The sequence below is a fragment of the Marinococcus sp. LNHM3E3-2.2 genome (assembly GCF_056034385.1).
Genome location: NZ_JBQLIC010000001.1, coordinates 118421 through 141353, shown reverse-complemented (window position 1 = coordinate 141353; position 22933 = coordinate 118421). Strand labels below are relative to the sequence as shown.

21 protein-coding genes and 1 other annotated feature are annotated in these 22933 nt (G+C 48.4%); of the genes, 1 reads left to right on the top strand and 20 read right to left on the bottom strand.

Going from position 1 to position 22933, the window contains the following annotated elements:
• Window positions 1-82: 82 nt before the first annotated feature.
• The 20 genes from ileS to ACTRXF_RS00680 all read right to left on the bottom strand — a co-directional run bounded on the left by ileS (window position 83) and on the right by ACTRXF_RS00680 (window position 22163).
• Window positions 83-2857: an isoleucine--tRNA ligase gene (gene ileS / locus ACTRXF_RS00775; RefSeq protein ID WP_474277252.1), complete on the bottom strand. Its 2775-nt coding sequence runs from the start codon at window positions 2855-2857 to the stop codon at window positions 83-85.
• A gap of 54 nt (window positions 2858-2911) precedes the next feature.
• Window positions 2912-3143, bottom strand: a binding site (T-box leader).
• Window positions 3144-3180: 37 nt separating this feature from the next.
• Window positions 3181-3693, bottom strand: a complete 513-nt coding sequence (locus ACTRXF_RS00770; protein ID WP_474260392.1) for a DivIVA domain-containing protein — start codon at window positions 3691-3693, stop codon at window positions 3181-3183.
• A 109-nt stretch (window positions 3694-3802) separates the two neighbouring features.
• Window positions 3803-4591 carry a YlmH family RNA-binding protein gene (locus ACTRXF_RS00765; RefSeq protein WP_322524610.1) on the bottom strand — a complete coding sequence of 263 codons (789 nt, stop codon included), beginning with the start codon at window positions 4589-4591 and terminating at the stop codon, window positions 3803-3805.
• Window positions 4592-4607: 16 nt separating this feature from the next.
• Window positions 4608-4880: a YggT family protein gene (locus tag ACTRXF_RS00760; protein ID WP_022792702.1), complete on the bottom strand. Its 273-nt coding sequence runs from the start codon at window positions 4878-4880 to the stop codon at window positions 4608-4610.
• An 18-nt stretch (window positions 4881-4898) separates the two neighbouring features.
• Window positions 4899-5327: a cell division protein SepF gene (locus ACTRXF_RS00755; protein WP_474260390.1), complete on the bottom strand. Its 429-nt coding sequence runs from the start codon at window positions 5325-5327 to the stop codon at window positions 4899-4901.
• A 60-nt stretch (window positions 5328-5387) separates the two neighbouring features.
• Entirely contained in the window at window positions 5388-6065 is a 678-nt protein-coding gene (locus tag ACTRXF_RS00750) for a YggS family pyridoxal phosphate-dependent enzyme (protein ID WP_474260388.1), read from the bottom strand.
• Window positions 6066-6084: 19 nt separating this feature from the next.
• Entirely contained in the window at window positions 6085-6924 is an 840-nt protein-coding gene (pgeF, locus tag ACTRXF_RS00745; protein ID WP_474277250.1) for a peptidoglycan editing factor PgeF, read from the bottom strand.
• An 89-nt stretch (window positions 6925-7013) separates the two neighbouring features.
• Entirely contained in the window at window positions 7014-8189 is a 1176-nt protein-coding gene (gene ftsZ / locus ACTRXF_RS00740) for a cell division protein FtsZ (protein WP_091610216.1), read from the bottom strand.
• A 38-nt stretch (window positions 8190-8227) separates the two neighbouring features.
• Window positions 8228-9556, bottom strand: a complete 1329-nt coding sequence (ftsA, locus tag ACTRXF_RS00735; protein ID WP_322524604.1) for a cell division protein FtsA — start codon at window positions 9554-9556, stop codon at window positions 8228-8230.
• 211 nt (window positions 9557-9767) lie between these two features.
• On the bottom strand, window positions 9768-10667 hold the full coding sequence (locus tag ACTRXF_RS00730; protein ID WP_474260384.1) for a cell division protein FtsQ/DivIB: 900 nt from the start codon (window positions 10665-10667) through the stop codon (window positions 9768-9770).
• A 29-nt stretch (window positions 10668-10696) separates the two neighbouring features.
• The gene (gene murB, locus ACTRXF_RS00725) at window positions 10697-11617 is read right to left on the bottom strand and encodes a UDP-N-acetylmuramate dehydrogenase (protein WP_474277248.1); all 921 of its coding nucleotides are present in this window, start codon (window positions 11615-11617) and stop codon (window positions 10697-10699) included.
• Window positions 11618-11783: 166 nt separating this feature from the next.
• Window positions 11784-13139, bottom strand: coding sequence for a UDP-N-acetylmuramoyl-L-alanine--D-glutamate ligase (gene murD, locus ACTRXF_RS00720; protein ID WP_474277246.1), 1356 nt, complete (start codon window positions 13137-13139; stop codon window positions 11784-11786).
• The gene (gene mraY / locus ACTRXF_RS00715) at window positions 13139-14110 is read right to left on the bottom strand and encodes a phospho-N-acetylmuramoyl-pentapeptide-transferase (protein ID WP_474277244.1); all 972 of its coding nucleotides are present in this window, start codon (window positions 14108-14110) and stop codon (window positions 13139-13141) included. Before mraY ends, murD begins: the two co-directional genes overlap by 1 nt.
• 27 nt (window positions 14111-14137) lie before the next feature.
• Window positions 14138-15607, bottom strand: a complete 1470-nt coding sequence (locus ACTRXF_RS00710) for a UDP-N-acetylmuramoyl-L-alanyl-D-glutamate--2,6-diaminopimelate ligase (RefSeq protein ID WP_474260376.1) — start codon at window positions 15605-15607, stop codon at window positions 14138-14140.
• Window positions 15608-15782: 175 nt separating this feature from the next.
• Window positions 15783-18071, bottom strand: coding sequence for a penicillin-binding protein (locus tag ACTRXF_RS00705; RefSeq protein WP_474260374.1), 2289 nt, complete (start codon window positions 18069-18071; stop codon window positions 15783-15785).
• Window positions 18072-18177: 106 nt separating this feature from the next.
• Window positions 18178-18546 (bottom strand): cell division protein FtsL, encoded by a 369-nt coding sequence (ftsL, locus tag ACTRXF_RS00700; RefSeq protein ID WP_022792690.1) that lies wholly within the window; start codon window positions 18544-18546, stop codon window positions 18178-18180.
• A complete protein-coding gene (gene rsmH / locus ACTRXF_RS00695) occupies window positions 18546-19505 on the bottom strand; it encodes a 16S rRNA (cytosine(1402)-N(4))-methyltransferase RsmH (protein ID WP_462865208.1) in 960 nt (319 codons plus the stop codon). Before rsmH ends, ftsL begins: the two co-directional genes overlap by 1 nt.
• Before the next feature lie 36 nt (window positions 19506-19541).
• On the bottom strand, window positions 19542-19973 hold the full coding sequence (mraZ, locus tag ACTRXF_RS00690; RefSeq protein ID WP_022792688.1) for a division/cell wall cluster transcriptional repressor MraZ: 432 nt from the start codon (window positions 19971-19973) through the stop codon (window positions 19542-19544).
• A 150-nt stretch (window positions 19974-20123) separates the two neighbouring features.
• Complete coding sequence (bshC, locus tag ACTRXF_RS00685) at window positions 20124-21746, bottom strand: bacillithiol biosynthesis cysteine-adding enzyme BshC (RefSeq protein WP_474277241.1); 1623 nt, start codon at window positions 21744-21746, stop codon at window positions 20124-20126.
• A 33-nt stretch (window positions 21747-21779) separates the two neighbouring features.
• Window positions 21780-22163 carry a DUF3397 domain-containing protein gene (locus tag ACTRXF_RS00680; protein ID WP_474277701.1) on the bottom strand — a complete coding sequence of 128 codons (384 nt, stop codon included), beginning with the start codon at window positions 22161-22163 and terminating at the stop codon, window positions 21780-21782.
• Window positions 22164-22385: 222 nt separating this feature from the next.
• Here ACTRXF_RS00680 and ACTRXF_RS00675 point away from each other — a divergent pair, with 222 nt between their 5' ends.
• Entirely contained in the window at window positions 22386-22904 is a 519-nt protein-coding gene (locus tag ACTRXF_RS00675) for an N-acetyltransferase (RefSeq protein WP_022792685.1), read from the top strand.
• Window positions 22905-22933: the final 29 nt, after the last annotated feature.

The window sequence follows — 22933 nt, the reverse complement described above, 5'->3', positions numbered from 1 at the left end:
TGCGAACAGCGCCCGGGTCGATCCTTCCGGGCTTTACGTTCCATAAAAAAAGAGCCCCTGATGGAAAGGGGCTCCTCACATGCTATGACTGACTGACGTTCTCTTTTTGATGCATGACCGAGGCACAGCGGCTGCAGAGATCCGGATACGCCGGGTCTTCTCCCACCGTTTCGGTCACTTCCCAGCAGCGTTCGCAGCGTTCACCTTCCGCTGCTCCTACAACAACGCTTACTTCGTCGAGCTTCACTGCTTCCGCCGGGGCCTCTGACGCTGAACCGGCAATTTCTGCCTTCGAAACAATAAATAGCGTTTTTAAACGGGTTACGCTCTGCAGCATATCCTTTACTTCCCCGTCTGCGTAGATATCTACCGAGGCTTCAAGTGACTTGCCAATCACTTTTTCTCCTCTCGCTGTCTCAAGGGCCTTTAATACATCGTCCCGGACATCCATGAGACGATCCCACTTCCTGCGGAGCTCTTCATCCTCTGTCGAACGGTCCGCCTGCGGCATATCCGTCAGCTGTACGCTGTCAGCTTCTGTTTGAGGGATGAATTCCCATACCTCTTCGGCCGTATGCGGAATGATCGGTGCGATCATCTGCACGAGAGCTGTTAACGTGTCATACAGCACCGTATGCACAGCCCGGCGGCGGACATCGTCTTCATGCTCGACGTAGAGCGTGTCCTTGGCGATATCAAGATAAAATGAGCTCAGATCCACGGTGCAGAAGTTGTGGAACGTTTGATAAACGTTCACAAACTGGTATTCTTCATAGCCGGCACGGATTTTTGCAACCAAATCCTGCAGGCGCAGATGCATATACTGATCAAGCTCGCTCCAGTCCGACGGCTCAACCCGGTGCTTATCCGGATCAAAATCGCTCAGGTTTCCGAGCATGAACCGGAACGTGTTACGGATCTTGCGGTACGCTTCAGCGATCTGCTTTAAAATGTTGTCCGAGAGCCGGTGATCCGCCTGATAGTCGACGCTCGACACCCAGAGCCTTAGAATATCTGCGCCGAGCTGCTTTGTGATGTCGTTTGGCGAAATCGTATTACCGAGCGATTTGCTCATTTTTTTGCCTTCTCCGTCCATCGTAAAGCCGTGGCTCAGTACGGAACGGTACGGCGCTTTTCTGGTAACCGCAACACTTGTTGTAAGAGAAGAGTTAAACCAGCCGCGGTATTGATCGGAGCCTTCAAGATACATATCAGCCGGACGCTGCAGAAGCGGAGATGCCTCAAGCACTGACTGATGGGACGAGCCGCTGTCGAACCAAACGTCCATAATATCCATTTCTCTTGTAAAAATGCCGTTTGGACTGTGTTCCGACGTAAACCCTTCCGGCAGCAGATCGGCTGTCTCCCACTCAAACCATACGTTGGAGCCATGGCTGCGGAACAGCTCGGCTACGTGCTGGATGGTCTCATCGTTAATAAGCGCTTCGCCGTCCTCAGCATAAAAGACCGGAATTGGCACGCCCCAGGCACGCTGTCTTGAAATACACCAGTCGCCCCGGTCACGCACCATGTTGTACAGTCGCGTTTCTCCCCAAGCCGGAGTCCATGTCACCTGGCTGATTTCGTCTAAAAGCTCGCCCCGGATGTTTTCGATCGATGCAAACCACTGGTCAGTCGCCCGGTAAATCACCGGCTTTTTTGTCCTCCAGTCATGCGGATAAGAGTGGCTGAAGAAGTTCAGCTGCAAAAGCGCCCCGAGCTGATCGAGGTTATCCGTAATCGCTTTATTCGCCTTATCGTAAAACAGTCCTTCAAAGCCCGGGGCTTCGTCGGTAAATACTCCTTTATCGTCGACGGGACAAAGTGTTTCCAGACCGTACTGCTGTCCTACCACAAAGTCTTCCTCCCCGTGGCCCGGAGCTGTGTGCACGCAGCCGGTACCGGCATCGAGCGTTACGTGATCGCCGAGAATGACGAGGGAATCCCGGCCGTAAATAGGGTGCTCGGCCATGACGTATTCCAGATCGCTGCCCTTCATGCGCTTTGTAATCTCATAGCCGTCCCACTCAAGCTTTTGTTCAAGCTCCTCGAGCAGTCCTTCGGCTACAACATACTTTTCTCCATTCGCCTTCACGACGACGTAGTCAAGCTCTGGATGAACAGTGATCGCCAGGTTTGCCGGGATCGTCCACGGAGTCGTCGTCCAGATGATAAATTTTTCATCGCCCTCGAGAACGTCCTTGCCGTCTTTAACCGCAAACGACACATAAATCGACGGAGAGCGCATATCGTGGTATTCGATCTCTGCTTCTGCCAGGGCCGATTCCGAGGATGGCGACCAGTAGACCGGTTTTTTGCCTTTATAAATATGGCCGCGCTTGGCCATTTCGCCGAATACCTGGATCTGCTGGGCTTCGTATTCATGATGCATCGTCACATATGGGTTCTCCCAATCGCCTCTTACTCCGAGACGTTTAAACTGCTCCCGCTGCCGGTCAATTTGTTTTTCCGCATATTCTTCACACGCGGCACGGAACTCAGCTGTCGTCATTTTTTTCCGGTCGACTTTTTTGTTTTTCGAAAGCGCCGTTTCTATCGGAAGCCCGTGAACATCCCAGCCCGGCACGTACGGCGCATGGTAGCCTGTCATTGATTTATAGCGGACGATAAAGTCCTTGAGTACTTTATTCAGAGCGTGCCCCATATGGATGTCCCCGTTGGCATAGGGAGGTCCGTCGTGCAGCACAAACAGCGGGCGGCCTTCCGTGCGGGCCTGAACCTGCTCATAGATGTCCTGCTCGTTCCACATTTTCTGGCGTTCCGGTTCTTTATTTGGCAGATTGCCGCGCATTGGAAATTTGGTTTTTGGCATTAACAGCGATTCTTTGTAACTCATTTCCGCATCCTCCTTTTTTTCTTACAACAAAAAGAGCCATTCGGAGCCCCTGTGCATAGGGGCGAGAATGACTCGCGGTACCACCCTGATGAGCGCAGGAGGCTATACGGCTCCCTGCTTGTCTCTTCATTGGCAATAACGGCTTTTTCAAAGCCGCCTTAACTTACTGCTTTGTTCAGTTAAGGAACTCCGGGGTGATAACAAAAATGCCCTGGTTCTGCGCTTACACCAACCGCAGATCGCTGAGACCGGTACATTACTGCCTGCTCCCCTTCAACGTTTATCGAATATGATAATGCAAAAGTATAATCTAGTTGCTGGTGTTAGTCAAGACGTTCGCCGTCGCCTGCATAAACGTCCGCCTCAGCCGGTTCTTCCTCGGAAAGATTCAGCCATTCATCCGAATGAAGCATTTCCATCTGGGCTTCGAGCAGCATTTTAAATTTGGTCTGGTAAACAGAAGCCTGCTTTTTCAATTCTTCAATTTCAAGCTCGATCCGGCGGGATTTGTTCAGGGCATCGTTGATAATCCGGTCCGCATTTTTCTCCGCTTCCTTCACCGTCAGCTGCCCTTCCTTCTCGGCATTTTTCCGCACTTCTTCTGCCGATTCCTGGGCTACATAAATCGACTTGTTCAGCGTTTCTTCAATGCTTGAGAAATGATTAATCCGGTCTTCGAGCTCTTTTGTACGGTCATACAGCTCGTCACGTTCACGAATCACATCTTCAAAATCCTTAATGAGCTGCTTTAAAAAATCGTTTACTTCATCTTCGTCGTATCCCCGGAAACCTCTTGTGAATTCCTTATTATGAATATCCAGTGGTGTTAAAGGCAAAGTCTTTCACCCTTTCTACAATTCAAGTATGTATACCGGCCCGAAAGCCTGCTGCCTTTTACTGCATTCGCGGCGAAAAAGGCAGTTCCTTCCTTCAAAAGAAAAAAAGTTATTTCTTTCTTTTCTGCTCTTTAATTCCGTACACAATCCGCTGCTTATCTTTTTTCGTGCGTCCGAGCACCTCCATCAATTTGGAGCGGCCAAGCCCGCGTACCGAAACATAATCCCCGGGGCGCAGCATATAGGAGGACTGGTCGACCTTTTTCCAGTTCACGCGCACCTTCGCTTTTTCTATGAATGGGAGCGTTTTGCTTCTTGAAAGCCGGTATGCTTCTGCCATAAATGTATCAAGCCGAAGCGAAGAAACCGTCGTTTCGCGTTCCACCCACTGCTCTTCTATCGGCAGCATAGCGGAAAACGGTTTTTCCACCGGCGTTACGGAAACGTTGGCGATTTTGGGAAGGTTCAGCTCAATATAGCTGCGGACTTCGGCAGCTGCTACGAATTGAAAGCATCCTTCCCCTTCCAGAATATCACCGAACTTCTCCCGTTTTAACCCGATGCCCATCAGGGCCCCGAGAACATCCTTGTGTTCAAGAGAAGCGAATTTCTGCGGATAGGATATTTCAAACAATATCAGCTGAAAATCCTCCTGCTCCGGCTGTTCGTAAAACGGATAAATCAGCGCCCGCTTTCGCTCAGCATCATCGTTTCCCCCGGCAAAAGCATAATGGACAGTTTCATCTTTTCCGATGACTGACGCTAAAATATCCCGCTCCCGCGGATCAAGAAAATCGGTCAGCCGTCTTTCGAAGTTTGTTTCCACTGCTTCTTTCCAGTCTGATGCCTGTTCCACCCAGGCTCTTTCTTCCGGCCGGAAGTGTTCGAGCATATTCATGTTGTATTCACCTCAATTAGAACAACGCCCCGGCATTGAAAAACAGCGCCCGGATGCCGGATTCTGCAAAAAAGAGTACGATGATTGCCACAATCGGCGAAATATCAAGCGGGCCGAGCGGCGGAATAAATCGGCGGAACGGCTCCAAATACGGTTCACAAATCGAACCGATAAACTGGCCGATCGTAGATTCTCTCGCGTTCGGGAACCAGGACATGAAAATATATACAATTAACACAATCCGGTAAATACTGATTAAACTAATCAGCAAAGAACCTATAAGCTGCATAATCTCTCTCCTTTCTGTCTAATAATGTTCATCCCGTTCGGACATAATATCTGTAATAGCTCCAGAAATATCCACATTGTCAGGTGCGCAGAAAAAGATGTGGCTGCCAACCTTCTGAATGTCCCCGCCGATGGCATAGACAGTACCGCTTAAAAAATCAACGATACGCCGCCCCTGCTCCTTTGGCACCCGCTGCAGATTAATGATCACTGCTTTCCGGCTGCACAGGTGATCGGCGATATCCTGCACTTCTTCGTAGCTGCGCGGCTCTAAAAGCATCACCTTCGAGGACTTCTGTACACTCTGCAGGCTCACCACGTTGCTCGGCGCTGCCCCCTGCCTGTTTTCATACTGGGCATATTGTTCTTCTTCAGAAAGAGGAACCTCCTGTTCGACCACATCGTCGTCCATTTCAAAAAAACGCCGGAACTTCGAACGCAAACTCATCTTCTCCTCTCCTTTTTACACAGAGATACCAGCTGTTTTGTTACTTAACGCCGGATTCTTTTATTCACCTACAAGCGAAGTACCGAGACGAATATGAGTAGCGCCTTCCTCAACAGCTACCATATAATCGTTGGACATTCCCATGGACAAATAACCGCAGGGAGCATGCGCCCAGTTTTTTTCCTGGATACGCCTGCGCATCTCATTCATCTGCCGAAAAACCGGGCGGGTTTTTTCAGCGTCCTCTTCAAATGGAGCGAGTGTCATTAATCCTACGATCCGAAGGCCGGGAAGTTTCACCAGTGATTCGATAAACGGCTCCACTTCCTGAAGCCCAAGCCCTGCTTTGCTCTCTTCCCCGGAGACATTCACCTGCACAAAGCATTCGGTGACTGTTTCCCCAGAGCGTTTATTGATTTCCTCTGCCAGGCTCCAGCGGTCCAGCGAATGAATGTATGCACACTTGCCGATAATCTTTTTCGCTTTTTTTGACTGCAGGGTGCCGATAAAATGAATATCCGCCCGTCCGGAAACAGCTTCGTATTTTTCAAGAGCTCCTTCCACACGGTTTTCCCCCAAATTGGTTATTCCAGCTTCTACTGCCTCTACCGCCCGCTCCGGAGACACGTACTTTGTAACAGCAATGCATGTCACATCCTCCGGGTCCCGGCCGGATGTTTCACAGGCGAGGCTGATGTTACGCTTTATCACTTTCCAGTTGGATTCCACAGTGTTCAAAGTGCAGCATCCTCCCTGTCTATATAATATAGATATAACTCATCATTCGTCCAGTTTTCCCGTTCTCACGACGGTGGGAGAAAAACAGTTTTTCTTCAGCATAAGTACAGTAACCGCTGACAGCAATACGTTCAGGCGGCAGGCCTGCCTGTTCAAGCAGGAGTTTGTTGGCTGTTTTTAAATCAAGCGCGTACCGCCCGTTTGCCTTTTGGACCCACGGCTTTCCGCTGGAAAAATCCTGTTGATTCTTAAGCGCTGAGAGAACTGTTTCATCCACTTCATAATTAGCTCCGGATATAGCCGGTCCAATCGCCGCATATATTTGTTCAGGCGGGATGCCTTTATCTGCAAAAGCCCGGATCATTCCAGCTCCGATGCCAGCTGCAGTGCCTTTCCATCCTGCGTGGGCGAGCCCTGCAACCCCGGAGTTTTCTGCATAAAAGAACAGAGGAACGCAGTCAGCATAAAAACTGACAAGCGTTACTTCCTTTGATTGGGTAATCATGCCGTCAGCTTCTGCCACAGAGGTTTCCCTCTGCTCACTTCCTTTGCCGGCGTCATTGCGGCCGACTTCTACGATACGGCTGCCGTGCACCTGTTCTTCAGCAGTCCAGGTAGAAAGGGGCCGCCCGATATGTTCGGCAGTGATCATACGGTTGTTTATCGTTATATTCCTGTCTTCCCCTACATGAAAAGCTGTGTTACGACTCTCGTAGGGAGGCTTTCCCGAACCGTTTACTCTTGTGGTAAAGCCGGCGGCCACTGCTTTGCTGTTCATTTCCAGCTCGAGAATGCCGTTTGTTAAAAGGTGAAACGGCTCAGGCTGCATGCCATCACGACCCTTCTGCTTATTGATCAATTATACGGCTTCATATAGATTACCTCAGCCTTAGCGAAGAAAAGCGGGCCGTATCCGGCCCGCTTTTTTCTTCTATCGCCTGCCCGCGCTTAACGACGGCGCCGGTTGCGCAGGAACGTTGGAATATCGAGTCCTTCATCTTCTTCCTGTCCATCTCTGGACGGTTCGTTTTCAGATACAGGCTCTTCCTTCCAATCCTGCTGAGGCGCAGGCTGCTGTGGCTGCTGCGGCGCCTGCTGTCTTGTCGGCTGCTGACGGGAAACAGTCTGGCGGCCTCCGCCGCGCGTCCCCTGCGCACTCCGCTGATCCTCACTATCCTGAAACCCTGTAGCAATTACTGTAACTACGATTTCGTCTTTCAGGTTCTCGTTAATAACCGAGCCAAAGATCATATTAACATCCGTGTCCGACGCTTCAGATACGATCTCAGCTGCTTCGTGCACTTCAAACAGGCTCAGGTTGGATCCGCCGGTAATGTTCATCAGCACGCCCTGAGCGCCCTCCACGGACGTTTCAAGAAGCGGACTTGATATGGCTTTTTTCGCCGCTTCCACAGCACGGTTTTCTCCGGTGGATATACCAATACCCATCAACGCAGATCCTTTTTCGCTCATGATCGTTTTTACGTCGGCAAAGTCAAGGTTAATAAGCCCTGGTACCGCGATCAGGTCACTAATGCCCTGGACGCCCTGGCGAAGAACATTATCCGCTTCACGGAACGCTTCAAGCATCGGTGTGCTTTTATCCACAATTTCAAGCAGACGGTCGTTTGGAATAACAATCAGCGTATCCACTTTTTCCTTTAAAGAAGAAATTCCGTTGGAGGACTGCACCGCACGCTTTTTACCTTCAAATGTAAACGGGCGTGTAACGACGCCTACGGTAAGTGCCCCAATTTCTTTGGCTACTTCAGCAATAACGGGAGCAGCACCTGTGCCTGTGCCGCCGCCCATACCGGCTGTAATAAATACCATATCAGCACCGGTCAGCGCTTCTTCGAGCTGCTCTTTGCTTTCTTCTGCAGCTTTTTTACCAATTTCGGGGTTCGCTCCAGCCCCCAGGCCTCTTGTTAGCTTTCCGCCTAATTGAAGCTTTGTTTCTGCTTCTGATAATTTCAGCGCCTGGGCGTCTGTGTTTACCGCAATAAATTCTACTCCCTGTAAACCGTTCTCAATCATACGGTTCACAGCGTTCGAACCGCCACCGCCGACACCGATGACTTTAATCTGGGCTAGCTGGTCCATATCCATTTCAAATTCCAACATATGTGGTCCTCCTATATAGTCGTTTTATCCTTCGTTACTTATTCAAAGAAAGATTTAAATACGCTTCGCATACGCTCTTTAAATCCAGGCTCCTCCGGATCTTTTTCTTTCGTCCGGTTTTGCTGGCGCGTGTTTGAACCATTACGGTAATTAGCTTCTCCTGCTGAAGCCGGGCGGTCTGATTCTGCATACTTCTCAGAGCGGCCCGCTGCTACAACGGACTCCTCTCCACTATGAACCTTCATGCTTTTATATGCAAATTCAATCAAGCCGATACTGGCTGTATACGTAGGTTCACGTACGCCGATGTAGTCCGGCATTGCCAGACGGACGTGCTGCTTCCAAATGTCCTGGGCAAGCTCGAGCGTCCCCGGCATCATGACCGCACCTCCGGTTAATACATACCCGCCCGGAAGATCATGATAACCCATGCGGTTGATTTCCTGCTGCACTAATGTAAGAATCTCTTCCATTCTCGGTTCAATAATTTCTGCCAGTTCGAGCTGCGTGAATTTTTTCTGATCATTATTTCCAAGCGTCTGAATGGAGAATGACAAATCATCAGAAGCATCATCAATAAAGGCATGACCATGCTCAAGCTTCAGGCGCTCGGCCTCTTCAGCGGTCGTTCTGATACCGACAGAAATATCATTTGATATATGGCTGCCGCCAATCGGAAGAAAGGACATTGTCTGCAGCTGGCCTTCCTGGAATACAGAGACCGTTGTCGAGCCGCCGCCAATATCAATTAAGGCTACTCCAAGAGAACGCTCGTCCTTTGAAACAGCTACACTCCCTGAAGCCAACGGCTGAAGAACAATGTCTGCAATTTCCAGTCCTGCTCGCTCCACACAGCGTAGTAGGTTATGTAAAGCGGTTTTAGCTCCTGTAATAATAGTGCCTTCCATCTCCAGACGAGTACCGAGCATGCCGCGCGGATCTTTAATTCCATCCATTCCGTCTACAATAAACTGGGCTGGAATAATATCAATAATTTCTCTGTCGGGAGGAATACTCATCACATGTGCCGCATCGATTACTCTTTCTACATCCTCATCCTGAATTTCACGATCGGTGCTTGATACGGCCACTATTCCATTACACGCCCGCATTTCCACCTGATTACCATTAATTCCTACAATGACCTGCTTTACTTCTAAATCAACCATTCGTTCCGCCTGGTCCACGGCCTCTTTAATCGCTTTAACCGTTTCATCGATATCGACGATCGCACCTTTTCTCATGCCGATAGACGGCGCCCGGCCGACTCCGATAATTTTCAAGGCACCACCGCTCATATCTCCGATAATCGCTCGGACAGACGATGTGCCGACATCAAGACTGACATACAAATTTTCACTGTTCAAGGTTGGGCACCCCCTTATAGATCTATTTTCGTTTCGGTTTTACAGTTGTTTTGTGCTTTATATTTCCATACGCACCAGAATTTTTCCGGTTGCGCTTCCATTAATAATATGCGGCAGTATTTTTGTTTAGGTTAAGAAAAATACGCCTTCTTTTCAGTCTACAACAACTATCTTCAATGGAAAAGGCAATTTTCAAACAATATTCATTCTTTTATTGGTCAGTTCCATTGGCGCTATCGTTTTCTTCTGTATCAGAAGTTCCGTTTTCTGCCCCTTCAGGAGTATCATTTCCTTCAATGAAGCTTTCCTCAGGCATTTCCTGCGTGCCTTCCATTTCTTCCCCAGAGCCTTCCTCCGGCTCTGCTGCTTCAAAATAAGGCGCCCTCATCATATAAAGCACCCCGTTTTGGCTGGGATCAATATTTCTTGCAATGGATGGATACGAGCCCATATACTCCGAGAATCCAGATACAGAACTGCGGACCTCAAGACCGTCGTTCATGTAAAGAGTGATATTATCCTCCTCATTTTCAGAAGGATCGAAATATACTTCTGAAATCCGGTTGGTCACCCCTTCACCTAAATTCCCAAGTTCCTCTGCGAACGCTTCAAGTCTTTCTTCTTTCTCAAAATTCTGCAGAAGCGGCGCATCTGCCGGAAGTTCGCTGCTTACGTTATCTGTAAGCTCGTAGCCGTTCTCAAGCACCGGGGCATAAGCGCCTTCAACCTGTGTATAAGCAACTTTTTCATACTCAGTAACCTCAATGTTTACCGTCGCCGGCCACGACCTCGTCACCTCTGCTTCTTGAATTTCCGGCAGCTTCTCTACATTATTTTTAATCACGCTTCTGTCCATTTCCCAGATATTTGTTCCGATCTGGGCCCCGCTTTCTTCTTTAATAACCTGTTTTTCTGTGAATTGGGCTCCGCTCGCTTCAATACTGCGGATATGACTTAACGGAGATTGAAAATAGATAACCAGTCCGATCAATACAAAAAATACAGCCAGATAGATAAACAGCCGGCGCCGCGATTTTTGCCGGCGCTGCTCCTTTAAACTGGGGTGATGCTCTTCGAGCGAGACCAGTTTGCCATCATTCGGCTTTCTCACACCGCAGTCCTCCTCTGTTTCCCCGCTTATCAGCTGTCGGCTGATCTTTTGTTTACAATTTCCACTTCGGTTTCAAGCTCAATGCCGTAAGCTTCTTTCACGGAGGAACGGGCTTTTTCAATTAATGCCAGCACATCAGATGCTTTGGCTTCCCCTGTGTTAACAATAAAGTTTGCATGAAGCTCTGATATCTGCGCCCCGCCAATCACGTGACCTTTTAACCCGAGGTTTTCTATAAGCTCACCGGCGTGGTCAGGCAGAGGATTCCGGAACACACTGCCGGCACAGGGGTGCGCCCAGGGCTGCGTCTCTCTTCTGTACTGTTTGTATTCCTGCATTTCTTTAAAGATGACGTCTTTTTCCCCCTGCTCAAGCTTGAGCCTGGCAGCAACACATATCCCTTTATCCGACTGGAGCCTGGAGGTGCGGTAAGCAAATCCCATTTCTTCATTAGGAATCCATTCCATTGTTCCATCCGGAAATAAAATTAACGCTTCTATTAACACCTTTGACATGTCAGAGCCGTGGGCGCCTGCATTCATAAATACTGCGCCACCGACACTCCCCGGAATGCCCCCGGCAAACTCCATGCCTCCGTATCCGTCCCGGCTTAAAATCGTAGCTAGCCGGACTAATGGATAGCCCGCTTCCACCGTGACTATACCGTTATCGTTTTCCATATTGGCAAGCTTCGTGCCAAATTTTATTACTACGCCTTCAATCCCCTCATCATCCACCAGCAGATTTGATCCACGGCCGATGGCACGCCATGGAAGGTTTTCCTCCTGAATCCATTTCATGGCGTTTTCCAGTTCTTCCACGCTTGTCGGCTCCACCAGCCAGTCCGCCGGCCCACCGATTTTCCAAGTCGTATGCTTCGCCAGTGGTTCATCTTTCAGTACTTTGCCAAAGTCTTCGAAGTTCCATGCTGATTCCGCCTCTTGTCCCATACGATCCCCTCCTGTTTATTCAATTGTTTATTTCAGGCTCCCTGGATTCCATTACATTTTTTGTTTGTTTTTGTATACTTTCTTTTTAAAGAATGCATCATTCGATCCATTCCTGAAACCACCTTTTAAAGGTAGCTTCAGGAGTGGAGCAAAACTGCACCCCATATCATTTATACTTTTCTACATATTCCATAAACTTCCGGCCCCGTTCTTCAAACGTCCGGAACTGATCCCAGCTTGCACAGGCAGGAGAGAGCAGCAGCACATCCCCGCTTTCAGAAAGCTGAAAGCTTGTATCTACAGCATCTTCCAAAAATTCTGTGCGGTGGATTTCATTTACCCCTGCTTCCTGAGCAGACGCCGCCAGTTTGTCCCGCGTCTCGCCGTAAGCAACGATGGCTTTGATTTTCCGAAAAGACTCAATCAAATCATCGAAGGTGTTTCCACGGTCAAGTCCTCCGGCTAAAAGCACCACCGGCTCTTCAAAAGCTTCGATCGCCTTTTGGGTGGAGAGCATGTTTGTCGCTTTTGAATCGTTGTAAATTTTGCGCCCGTTCACAATTCCGCTGAATTGAAGCCGGTGCTCGATGCCGTGGAAGTCGGATAATGCCAAATCGATGGCTTTGTTGGATGCGCCAAGTACTTTAGCTGCAGCAATCGCTGCCAGCATATTTTCCTTGTTATGCGCTCCGGGAAGAGAAGCACGCTCCACAGCCATCACCGGCTCTGTTTTATAATAAAACATGCCTTCCTTAATATAGGCGCCGTTTTCACAGACAGACTCTGTGGAAAATGGCACAAGTGCGGCGTCTGAGCTTTCAGCAATTCGTTTTACCTCTTTTTGATCATAATTGTAGACGGCAGTATCTTCTGCGGTCATGTTTTGAAAAAGCTTTGCTTTTGAGTGCTCGTAGTCGTTCCGCGAGCCATGGTAATCCAGATGGGCATCGAAGAGGTTTAACAGCACTCCAACCTTCGGGCGGAACTGGCGTGTCCCTTTCAACTGAAAGCTCGAAACCTCTGTAACCATGATCTGGTCTTTTTTAATCTGAGGAGCTACTTCACATGCCACATTTCCAATATTACCAGCTACAGCGGCTTCTCTGTGGTCATTTTTGAAAATAGACTGTATCAATGAGGTAGTGGTGGTCTTACCGTTCGAGCCGGTGATAGCCATCATCGTCCCTTCACATAGTTCTGCGGCAAGCTCAATTTCCGTAATAATATTAAATTGTTTTTCCAGGGCTTTTTTGATAAAAGGATGATGGTAGGGAATACCCGGATTTTTAACAATGACCGAAAACGATTCTTCGAGCAGGGAGACCGGATGGCTTCCTGTAATCAGCCGAATGCCGAGATTCTCAAGCTCCTGAATCTTTTCGTCTCCTTCTTCCGCTTCCGTTCCGTCATTCACGGTCACCTCCGCTCCAGAACGGTGCATCAGCTTCGCTGCCGCTAATCCACTTTTAGCCAAACCTACGATAAGTACTTTTTTTCCTTTATATTCTTCTAAGCGATCCATTATAAAAACACCTCTAATGCGACCCCGGACAGTCCGGCGGCGGCTCCTACCACCCAAAAAGCAGCAACGACCTGCCACTCCGACCAGCCTGACAGTTCAAAATGGTGATGAACCGGGCTCATTTTAAATACTTTTTTCCCTCTTAATTTGTAAGAAATCACCTGAATAATGACGCTCAGCGTCTCCAAAACAAATACGAGGCCAATCACAATCAACGTCAGTTCGGTTTTCGTTAAAATAGCTACAGCAGCAATTGCGCCCCCGAGCGCCAGGGAGCCCGTATCTCCCATGAAAATCTTGGCCGGGTATTTATTGAAGATTAAAAAGCCGAGCAGGCTGCCCACCACCGCAAAAGCAAACAGCCCGATGTCCATATACCCGAGCGAAAAAGCGACCAGGGCATAAGCGGCAAACGCCATTGTTCCCGTACCGGCCAGCAGTCCATCCAGGCCGTCCGTCAAATTCACCGCATTGGAAGCGCCGACGAGCATAACAATGATAAGAAAGAAATACGCCCATCCGAATTCGAGTGACCATTCCGTTCCCGGCACAGCTACACTCGTGTCAAATGTGCCATTATACAAAACAATAAAAAAGATAAATGCAATAACAATCTGACCAACCAGCTTCTGGATACTCGTAAGACCGAGATTTCGTTTCATGGCAATTTTAATGAAATCGTCCAAAAACCCAAGTATTCCGAAGCCTACTGTTACAAGCAGGAGCAGCCATATTTCCGTTGTGTAGCCGACAAAAAGCGGCAGTACGATGAGAGCAGTAATCAAAAGGCCGGCAATAATCATTACGCCCCCCATTGTTGGCGTACCGCCTTTTTTCTGATGCGATTCCGGCCCCGTTTCCCGGATACTCTGGCCAAATTTCAGCCGTTTCAAGGCTGGAATAAGAACCGGTGCTGAAATCGCACATAGAATAAATGAAACTATCGTTACTATTAAAGCTGCAAAACCCATCAAGGGAGCTCCTTTCAGTATGAAACACTAAGCCTGTTTATTATTTTTTTTCCTGACCGCCTCTTTTGCCACTTCGCGGTCATCGAATTCCAACGTTTGATCCCCTATTATCTGGTACGTCTCGTGGCCTTTGCCTGCAACAAGTACTGTGTCCCCGGCATCTGCAAGAAATACGGCACGCTCAATCGCCGTCCGGCGGTCCTCAATAATTTCGTATTTTGTCCCAGTAAAACCTGCTTCCATCTGCTCCAATATTTTGACCGGGTCTTCCGAGCGCGGGTTGTCGGAGGTGAGAATCACCAGATCACTGAACTTTTCTGCTGCAGCTGCCATTTTCGGCCTTTTTTCTTTGTCTCTGTCTCCGCCGCATCCTACCACGGTGTAGAGACGTCCTTCGGTCATATCAAAGGCTGTTTGAGCTACATTTTCCAGCCCGCCTGGAGTATGGGCGTAATCAACGACAATGGTGCTTTTCTGCCCTGCTTCTACAGCTTCAAATCTCCCGCTTACGACCGGAGCATTTTTTAGACCGTCAACGATGCTTGTGACAGAAACGTTTTCTGCAATGCAGGCCGTAATGGCTGCGAGCGCATTGTATACATTGAACCTTCCAAGCAGCGGATACTCCACCTCCGTGCTTCCCCACGGAGTATTCAGCGTAAACGATGTTTTGCCGCCGGTGGTTTTTATGTTTTCAGCATAGATGTCGTTATGGTCACTGATCCCATAAGTAAGTACCGGGGCTGTCGTTACAGCCTGAAAGTAATCGGAGGCTTCGTCGTCTCCATTTAAAACCGCAGTGCCCAGCTCTCCTGCAAAGCTGTTGCCCAGCTGGGAAAACAGGAGGCTTTTAGCGTTCCTGTAGCTTTCCATCGATCCATGATAGTCCAGATGATCCTGTGAAAGGTTCGTAAAGACTGCTGTACGGAACTGGACGCCCCGTACGCGCCCCATCTGCAGTGCGTGAGACGAAACCTCCATCACACAGCTTTTCACTTCTTTATCGCGCATATCCGCAAACAGCTGCTGCAGCTCCAGGGATTCAGGCGTTGTGTTATTAGTCTTCACGGATTCATTTCCGATTTTTGCATACATAGTGCCGATTAAGCCTGTCTTTGCCTGCTCTTCGTGCAGGATAGATTCAACTAAATGGCTGGTGGTGGTTTTACCATTTGTACCGGTAATACCGATTATGCGAACATCCTTTGTGGGATGTTCGTAGAAATGATCCGCTGCGTAGGCCATTACCTTCTGCGTATCCTTCACGATCCACACAGGAGCTTCAACGTCCACGTGCCGTTCGGCTATCACAGCCGCCGCTCCGTTGCTTACTGCGTCGGCGGCAAAATCATGGCCGTCTACCTGGGTTCCTTCAATACAAAAAAACAGACCATTTGGGGTCACTCCCCTGGAATCCATATGTAAGCTTTCTATTTCTTTGTCTTCGCGCTCAAGCCGCACCATTATACTTGGAATGATGTCTGTTATATATTTCATTTCCGTGCCTCTTTTCTATCCGGAGCAAGTGTTTACCACTAATTATAGAAAAAATATGCTTCGTCCTTCCCGGCTGTCTTTTAATGAACATGCACGCAGAGAACTATATTCACTCTCTGCGTACACCTCACTCATTCTAATGTGAACGATAAAACATGTCATGGGACAATCGTCATTAATTTTCTACCGGCGCTTCACTTTCTTCTGGCTGCTCTTCGCCAGAGCTTTCCTGGGTATCATTTTCCTGGGGTTCAGATTCCTCTGTTTCGGCCTCTTCCGGACGCTCTTCCCCATTTTCATTTTCCACGCTATTTTCTTCCGGTTCCTCCTGCTCTGCCTGAGTGTCCTGCAATTCGTCCGGTGCCACCAGCTCGACTTCCATATTGCCGGCAGCACTGACGGCTGTGCCGGGATCTACCGACTGGGAGCTGACATAGCCGGAGCCACTGGTGTCTATATCGATTTCAAGCAGCGCCTCGAGCCGCTGGATTTCCCGCAGGGACCATCCGCTGACGTCAGGAATACTTTTTTGTCCGTTCGTGAGGAAAATTACTTTTTCACCTACGATCAGCCGTTCCGTATTTGTAGGAATCTGACTTTCCACCTGATTGCCGCTGCCAATTTTCACTGGCTCCAGCCCCGCATTCTTAGCGGCGTTTTCAGCTTTATTCACTGATTTTCCGGTATAGTCTTCAAACTTAATACCCGACTCTTCATAGGCTTCTGTATCCTCAACATCTGAAGGCGTAAGATTCATGTATGAAAGGCTCTGCTGCATCACCGGATTAAAAATAGCGCTCACGGCATCGGAGCCTGTTTCTGTCGGCTCAAGCTCCGGCCGGTCCACGACAACGTAGACAATAATTTCCGGGTCATCCACCGGCGCCATGCCGATGAAAGAAAAGATATTCTGGTTTTCTCCGCTCAGATAGCCTCCCCCCTCCGGGTCAGAGATCTGAGCCGTTCCTGTTTTCCCTGCAACTTCCACACCGTCAATCTGATAAGGAGCGCCTGTACCGTTTTCTCCTTCAATAACGGTTTGAAGCTTTTCTCTTGTCTGGCGGGCGGCTTTCTTACTAATCGGCGTACCGGCCGACTTCGGCTCGGATTGGTACGTCGTTTCATTGTTATTCGGATTTTCAATACGGTCGATGACGTAAGGCTGCATCATTTCTCCGTCATTGGCAATCGCCGTAGCGCCCTGAATCATTTGAATAGGGGTGACCGTGGAAGCCTGGCCAAACGCGGTTATACCTACGTTTAACGGCGTTTCTTCTGCTAACGCCCCGTCCGCTTCATTCGGGAGATCAATACCGGTTTCCTGTCCGAATCCGAATTTCTCCAGGTAATCAAATAAAGCTCCTTCCGGCAGGATTTCCAGAGCTATTCTCATAAATGCTACGTTTGAGGAACGACGGAGGCCTTCATTGTACGTGATTTCTCCCCAGCCTTCTCCGTTGTTGTGGTCCCGGATCGTTTCCCCGGAGACCTCATAGGTGCCGGACTCATAAGTATCTTTGCCTTCATATACTCCTTCGTCGATCGCAGCAGCCAGAGTAAACATTTTAATCGTCGACCCGGGTTCAAACTGGTCGGAAACCGCATAGTTGGTATAGTTTTCAATTTCTTCATATTCATTCGGATTGAAGCTCGGCCGGTTGCTCATCCCGAGAATTTCCCCGCTGTCTGCGTCAGCCACAATACCCATCATTTTGTTCGGGCTATAGCTTTCTTCCACCTCAGACATCGACTGCTCAAGCACGCTCTGAATATTGCCGTCCAGGGTCAGATAAACGTCTTCACCGTCTTTGGCCGTGTTTGTTGTTGTTTCTTCTTCATCAAGAAGAGCGTTTTCTTCAGATTCTGTTTTTGTCCCGTCTTCGCCAGTTAATTCTTCATTCAAACCGGCTTCGAGTCCCATCTGTGCTTCTGACATGTCCCGGTTCGTGTAGCCAAGCACATGGCTTGCAAACGTCTGGTTCGGGTAATAGCGGCTCGGCTCCTCTCGAAAATGGATGCCTGCCAGATCAAGCTGTTCGATTTCTTCTCTTTCAGACAGCGTTAAGTATTTGCTGCCGGAACCGAGTTCCACCTGGTACTGGTCACGTTCGAGCATGTCCTCGAGGTCTGCCGCTTCCATTCCGATCAGCGGTCCAAGCTCTCTTGCTACCCTGCCCGGGTTTTTCACATGGTCATCGTAGGATTCATCAAGTACTGCATACACAGAATAGGAAGGCACCTGTTCTGCCAGCGGCTCTCCCTGCTTATCGTAAATAGTGCCCCGTTTTGCCTCAACGGTTTCGGTCGACGTATACCTTGAGTCTGCCATACTTGCAAGGTCATTGCCCTCTACTGATTTCCCTACCTGGATATACACCATGCGGCCGGTGAATACGAGAAAAAAAACAGCTACAGCAATAACCAATAAAAGCGCCCGTACTTTCGTACTTTTCAATTTCTTCATGCTGAGAACGTTCACCACCTGGATTTTTACATGTAACGGGGCGTAGGTTAACTTGCAAGAAGGGAGCAGTACTACCGCGTTTCCACGGATTCCCCTCCCTTCTGCATCAGTTCTGTTCTGTTCCGTTTACGACTTGAATATTTTCATCCTTCATTTCCATACCCAGTTCATTTTTCGCGTAGTCCATGATACGCTCCGGTGAACTAAGTTCAGCCACCTGCAGCTCAAGGTTTTGATTCACCTGCTGCTGCTCCTGAATCTGTGTGGCAGTCTGGTCTATTTGCTGGTCCTGGGCGTGTATCGTAGCAAAGTTCGAAACGATGAAAAAGGATGCGATTAAAATCCCTATTATGACGGCCGTCATAATCAGTTTTTCACCCTTAGTAATACCACCACGAACATGGTACTGGACTTTTTTATGTACTATTTGCTTGTCTTCCTGCTGGCGTTTAATCTGCTGTGCCAAATTCTCCATTATTGTTTCCCCTCCTCGCGTTTTTCGATGATTCGAAGCTTCGCGGAAGCCGCCCTTGGATTTTGCGTCAGTTCATCTTCTGATGGCAGGATCGGTTTCTTTGTCACCAGGTTAAAATCTGGTTCTGCTTCATCGGGCACGACCGGGAGTCCCTTCGGAAGCGGAGGTGGAGAACTTTTCTGTTTAAACAACTTTTTACAAATTCTGTCTTCTAACGAATGAAATGTTATTACGCACAATCTTCCGCCCGGCGCTAACATTGTCAGCGCATCGTCGAGCGCTTCTTTGAACACATCAAGTTCATTATTTACAGCAATTCGCAAAGCCTGAAAAGTCCGCTTCGCCGGATGCCCGCCTTTTCTCCTGGCCGGTGCAGGTATTGCACTTTTGATGATTTCCACTAGTTCTTCCGTCGTTTCAATACGATGGTCTTCACGCGCTTTTTCGATTTTTCTGGCAATCTGCTTTGAAAAACGTTCTTCCCCGTATTCCGAAAGAATCTGCCAGATTTCCTGAAAAGGTGCTTCATTGACGATGTGTGCTGCTGTACGATCCTGCCGGTGCCTGTCCATTCTCATATCAAGAGGAGCATTGTAGCGGTAGCTGAACCCTCTTTCCGGACGATCAAACTGCGGCGATGAAACTCCAAGATCGAATAATATCCCGTTTACCTGCCCGGCTTGAAGCTCAAGCAGTTCTTCCTTTAAAAACTGGAAATTGCTATGTACGATCCTGAAATTTTCTCCATGAGCGCGAAGCCGCTGCTGGGCATGCTCAATCGCTTCCTCATCCTGGTCAAAGGCAATTAAAAAACCTTCAGCAGACAGCTGTTTCATAATTTCTTCACTGTGTCCGCCGCCGCCGAGGGTACAATCAACATACACACCGTGCGGCTGAATGTTTAGTCCCTGGACTGCTGCTTCCTTCAATACGGTTTCATGCTCAAATTGTGGCGGCACTTCTATTCCTCCGGCAAAAATGTGTTTGATGCTACTTTAAAAATCCAAATCGGCCATGTTCTCTGCAATATCCGGAAATACTTCTTCTGATTCTGCGTAATATTCGTCCCATTTGTGTTTATCCCATATTTCTACTCGGCTGCTTACCCCGATGATCATACATTCTTTTTTTAATTCTGCATATTGGCGGAGGGTGGTAGGAATCATCGAACGTCCCTGCTTATCAAGTTCACATTCAGATGCTCCTGAAAAGAAAAAACGGGTGAATGCCCTTGCGTCTTTTTTTGTGAAAGGCAAAGCTTTTAATTTGGTTTCAATTCGTTCCCATTCGTCATACGGATAAACAAACAAGCATCCATCCAGACCACGGGTAACGACGAAAGAATCTCCCAACTTCTCCCGAAAACGGGATGGTATAATAATTCTTCCTTTGTCGTCCATATTATGTTGATATTCTCCCATAAACATATGGACCCAACCTTTCACCACTCCATACATTTAAGTTACCACATTCCCCCACTTTGTACCACTTTTTCCGGAAAATTTTTTTGACAAAAAAAACTTCCCGCTATTTCGGGAAGCTTTCAGCCGGATATCGTATAAATCAGCACGAAGATGCTACAGTAATATAATGTTCTGCCGGCCGCTTTTCCACTCTGTTCCAGCTAAAACCTGTGATGGAAGACAGCCGCCGAATTCATTCAGCATAAACAAAATGTTCACCTGCCGTTCCGCCGGCTCCCGGCGCGGGTAGAGCTGACCGATAATCAATTCGAGCCGCCGTACGTGAACCTGAACGGTACGCTCCTGTTCCGCATCCAGCCGGTCGCCTAGATAACGGACTTCTTTTTCAATCCTCCGCCAGTTCTCTTCTGCAAAACTTTCCTGTGAAGGAAACTGCCGAATCCATGCGTCAGCAAGAGCGGCATGCGCTTCTTTCATTTCTTCCATTACCTGTTCCGCTTTGGCTTTGCCATCCACTTCAAGGGCAGCATGTTTCATCTCCTGAAGCCTTTGTTCGAGTGCCGGCAAATTCAGCAGCTCCCTGAAGGGAATATGTTCTTTTTCAGCTGCCTGCTGTACCTGCCGGGTGGCATAATGTATTTCCATGCGCTTTTGTACAATCGGCACCCGCAAACCCAATGCTTCAAACAATGGCTTTAAAAGAGACCAGTACTGTATTTCCCCCGGGCCTGCCACGAAATGAAGAATCGGAAGCATCTGCTCCTGCATCAGCGGCCGGGTCACTACATCAGTACTGAAACGAAAGGGGGCGTGTACTGCTTCTTCCAGTAATTCCCCCGTTTCGATTGTTTCTCCTGATCTCCGGCTCCGCCAGGCCCCGCCTTTATATTCAAGCAGGTGCCGCACATGATTTATATGAAAAAACAGGTGGCCGCTGTCAAAATTAATGCCTTCGACAGCTCCGTATCCCGCTGCCGCCCTTTCAGCTGAGCCCTGGTAAACAGCTTCATTTATTTTTTCCGGTACAGAGAGCAGGCTTTGAAACAATGGCGCTCCCAGTTCTCTCCATTCCGGCTGCTGCGGGTCCATCATAATGAGATCCGTATCTTTAAACAGCCAGCGCATCATTTCTGCGAAAAACTGGGACCAGGATGCTGAACCACGCACCAGTTCATTCACTTCGTTTCTTAATTCATTTGTAAGCGAAGTCTCCCGGATCTTTGAAAAGGCCTCTTCCACAAATGCTTGCGCTTCCTCTGGATCAAACGGCTGTTCCGAGACAGGTACATTCGGCAGAAAATTACCCTCAAATCTTGTTTTACCGAGATGTCCTTCGACCGGAAAATTGACATGGTTTACTTCCTCCCAGTCATGGTCCTCGCCCGCGATCCAAAACAAAGGAAGCACTGGACGCTCCAGCCTCTTTTGCTCTTGCTCTGCCAGCTTAATTACCGATACAGCCTTGGATATAACCATAGACGGACCGGTAAGCATCCCGGCCTGCTGGCCGCCGGCTACAATGACGGTTTCTTCGTTTTCAAGTTTTTCGAGGGCTGTAACCGCCCTTCCCCCGTAGTGCAGGCTGTCATTATACTTCTGCAGAAGCTGCTTTAAACGCTGGCGTTCAAAAGACCGGCCGTCTAAATAACGAAGCCGGTCCTGCACCCCCTGTGTATTTCCAGCGTAATGAAAGAGCTGCCTGGCACTGGGTTGTCCTTTTTGATAGTCATGCAAAAAATGATTGTTATCTATTGGTTGATCGTACAGCACTTTCATATCAAACTACCATCCTTTATGCCTTGCTCCGTTCTATGCCGTGAACTGCAGATACACCCAGTATCCGGCTAACAGGACATACCCTGCCGTAAATATAAAAAAGCTGCATCTCCATATGCCCTTCAGCACCCGAAAAAATTCCAGCTCCTCCCGGGAATGATAATGAATGATGGATATCACTATGGCACTGGCCAGAATCACTAAATAAATAACCCACAGGTAGGATTCGTTCCACAGATCACTTGACCATCTGTGCACCGAAGCGATGAACAACAATGTAGTGGAATCACAGGCAGCCCGGAAGGCGTATGTTTTTCTTTTCGTTAATTTTGCCGTGACCAGATAGGCTATGTACCAAAAAGCCGGCGGAAAGGCCAGAGCTGCTTCCATTAACCATCCATATATCTGCTGTAGCATATTTGTCACTTTCCCTCATCCAGTTTGCTCGCATTTTCTTAACTCTATCACATTAAACATCAATATTATTGATGAATTTTAGATGTCTCAAGCATTTTAGCATATCTCTACTCTCCGGACTAGTAGCATTGGACGATCAGGGACACCGACTTTTCACTTTTCGATTTAAAACGTTTTCGTGTATAATGAAGTTGGAAGTTATTAGTGAAGGAGGCCAATCGCATGAGCGGAATAGAAGTTGTACCATTACTCATAAACTACAAGACATTAGAAGAATTTCAAAACTTTAAAGAAGTTGGCGCTCAGGAGCTTTCCATGCAGGAAGAGCTCGAAGAAAACATTATGGAAAACGACAGCCGTTCTCCATTTTACGGCATTTATTTTGGAGACCGGCTGGTTGCACGTATGTGTTTATATACAATTACCGGCAAATACGACCGCTTCTTTGACCCTCCCCAGGACTATCTTGAGCTTTGGAAACTCGAAGTACTCGAGCCTTACCGGGGACGCGGTTTTGGGGAGGAGCTTGTCAACTATGCAAAAAGCTTTGAACTGCCGGTGAAAACAAACGCACGTCAGCGTTCGGATGATTTCTGGCTGAAAATGGGCTTTGAACCCGCAGAATACAACCCGGTCAGAGATCGTGGTGAAAATCCATACGTATGGTATCCAAAAGGGGTACAGCCGCAAAAAGCAGAAGAATTAACTGCCGAACCACCTCTTTCCGATACTGAGTCGTAATATCCGATTCCTCAGTGCTTATATAAAAA

What these genes read in the sequence shown, in the direction of transcription:
- ileS (WP_474277252.1), bottom strand. Translation starts at nt 2,857, where the DNA reads ATGAGTTACAAAGAATCGCTGTTAATGCCAAAAACCAAATTTCCAATG.
- ACTRXF_RS00765 (WP_322524610.1), bottom strand. Translation starts at nt 4,591, where the DNA reads ATGAATATGCTCGAACACTTCCGGCCGGAAGAAAGAGCCTGGGTGGAA.
- ACTRXF_RS00760 (WP_022792702.1), bottom strand. Translation starts at nt 4,880, where the DNA reads ATGCAGCTTATAGGTTCTTTGCTGATTAGTTTAATCAGTATTTACCGG.
- ACTRXF_RS00755 (WP_474260390.1), bottom strand. Translation starts at nt 5,327, where the DNA reads ATGAGTTTGCGTTCGAAGTTCCGGCGTTTTTTTGAAATGGACGACGAT.
- ftsZ (WP_091610216.1), bottom strand. Translation starts at nt 8,189, where the DNA reads ATGTTGGAATTTGAAATGGATATGGACCAGCTAGCCCAGATTAAAGTC.
- murB (WP_474277248.1), bottom strand. Translation starts at nt 11,617, where the DNA reads ATGGGACAAGAGGCGGAATCAGCATGGAACTTCGAAGACTTTGGCAAA.
- murD (WP_474277246.1), bottom strand. Translation starts at nt 13,139, where the DNA reads ATGGATCGCTTAGAAGAATATAAAGGAAAAAAAGTACTTATCGTAGGT.
- mraY (WP_474277244.1), bottom strand. Translation starts at nt 14,110, where the DNA reads ATGGGTTTTGCAGCTTTAATAGTAACGATAGTTTCATTTATTCTATGT.
- ACTRXF_RS00710 (WP_474260376.1), bottom strand. Translation starts at nt 15,607, where the DNA reads ATGAAATATATAACAGACATCATTCCAAGTATAATGGTGCGGCTTGAG.
- ACTRXF_RS00705 (WP_474260374.1), bottom strand. Translation starts at nt 18,071, where the DNA reads ATGAAGAAATTGAAAAGTACGAAAGTACGGGCGCTTTTATTGGTTATT.
- ftsL (WP_022792690.1), bottom strand. Translation starts at nt 18,546, where the DNA reads ATGGAGAATTTGGCACAGCAGATTAAACGCCAGCAGGAAGACAAGCAA.
- mraZ (WP_022792688.1), bottom strand. Translation starts at nt 19,973, where the DNA reads ATGTTTATGGGAGAATATCAACATAATATGGACGACAAAGGAAGAATT.
- bshC (WP_474277241.1), bottom strand. Translation starts at nt 21,746, where the DNA reads ATGAAAGTGCTGTACGATCAACCAATAGATAACAATCATTTTTTGCAT.
- ACTRXF_RS00680 (WP_474277701.1), bottom strand. Translation starts at nt 22,163, where the DNA reads ATGCTACAGCAGATATATGGATGGTTAATGGAAGCAGCTCTGGCCTTT.
- ACTRXF_RS00675 (WP_022792685.1), top strand. Translation starts at nt 22,386, where the DNA reads ATGAGCGGAATAGAAGTTGTACCATTACTCATAAACTACAAGACATTA.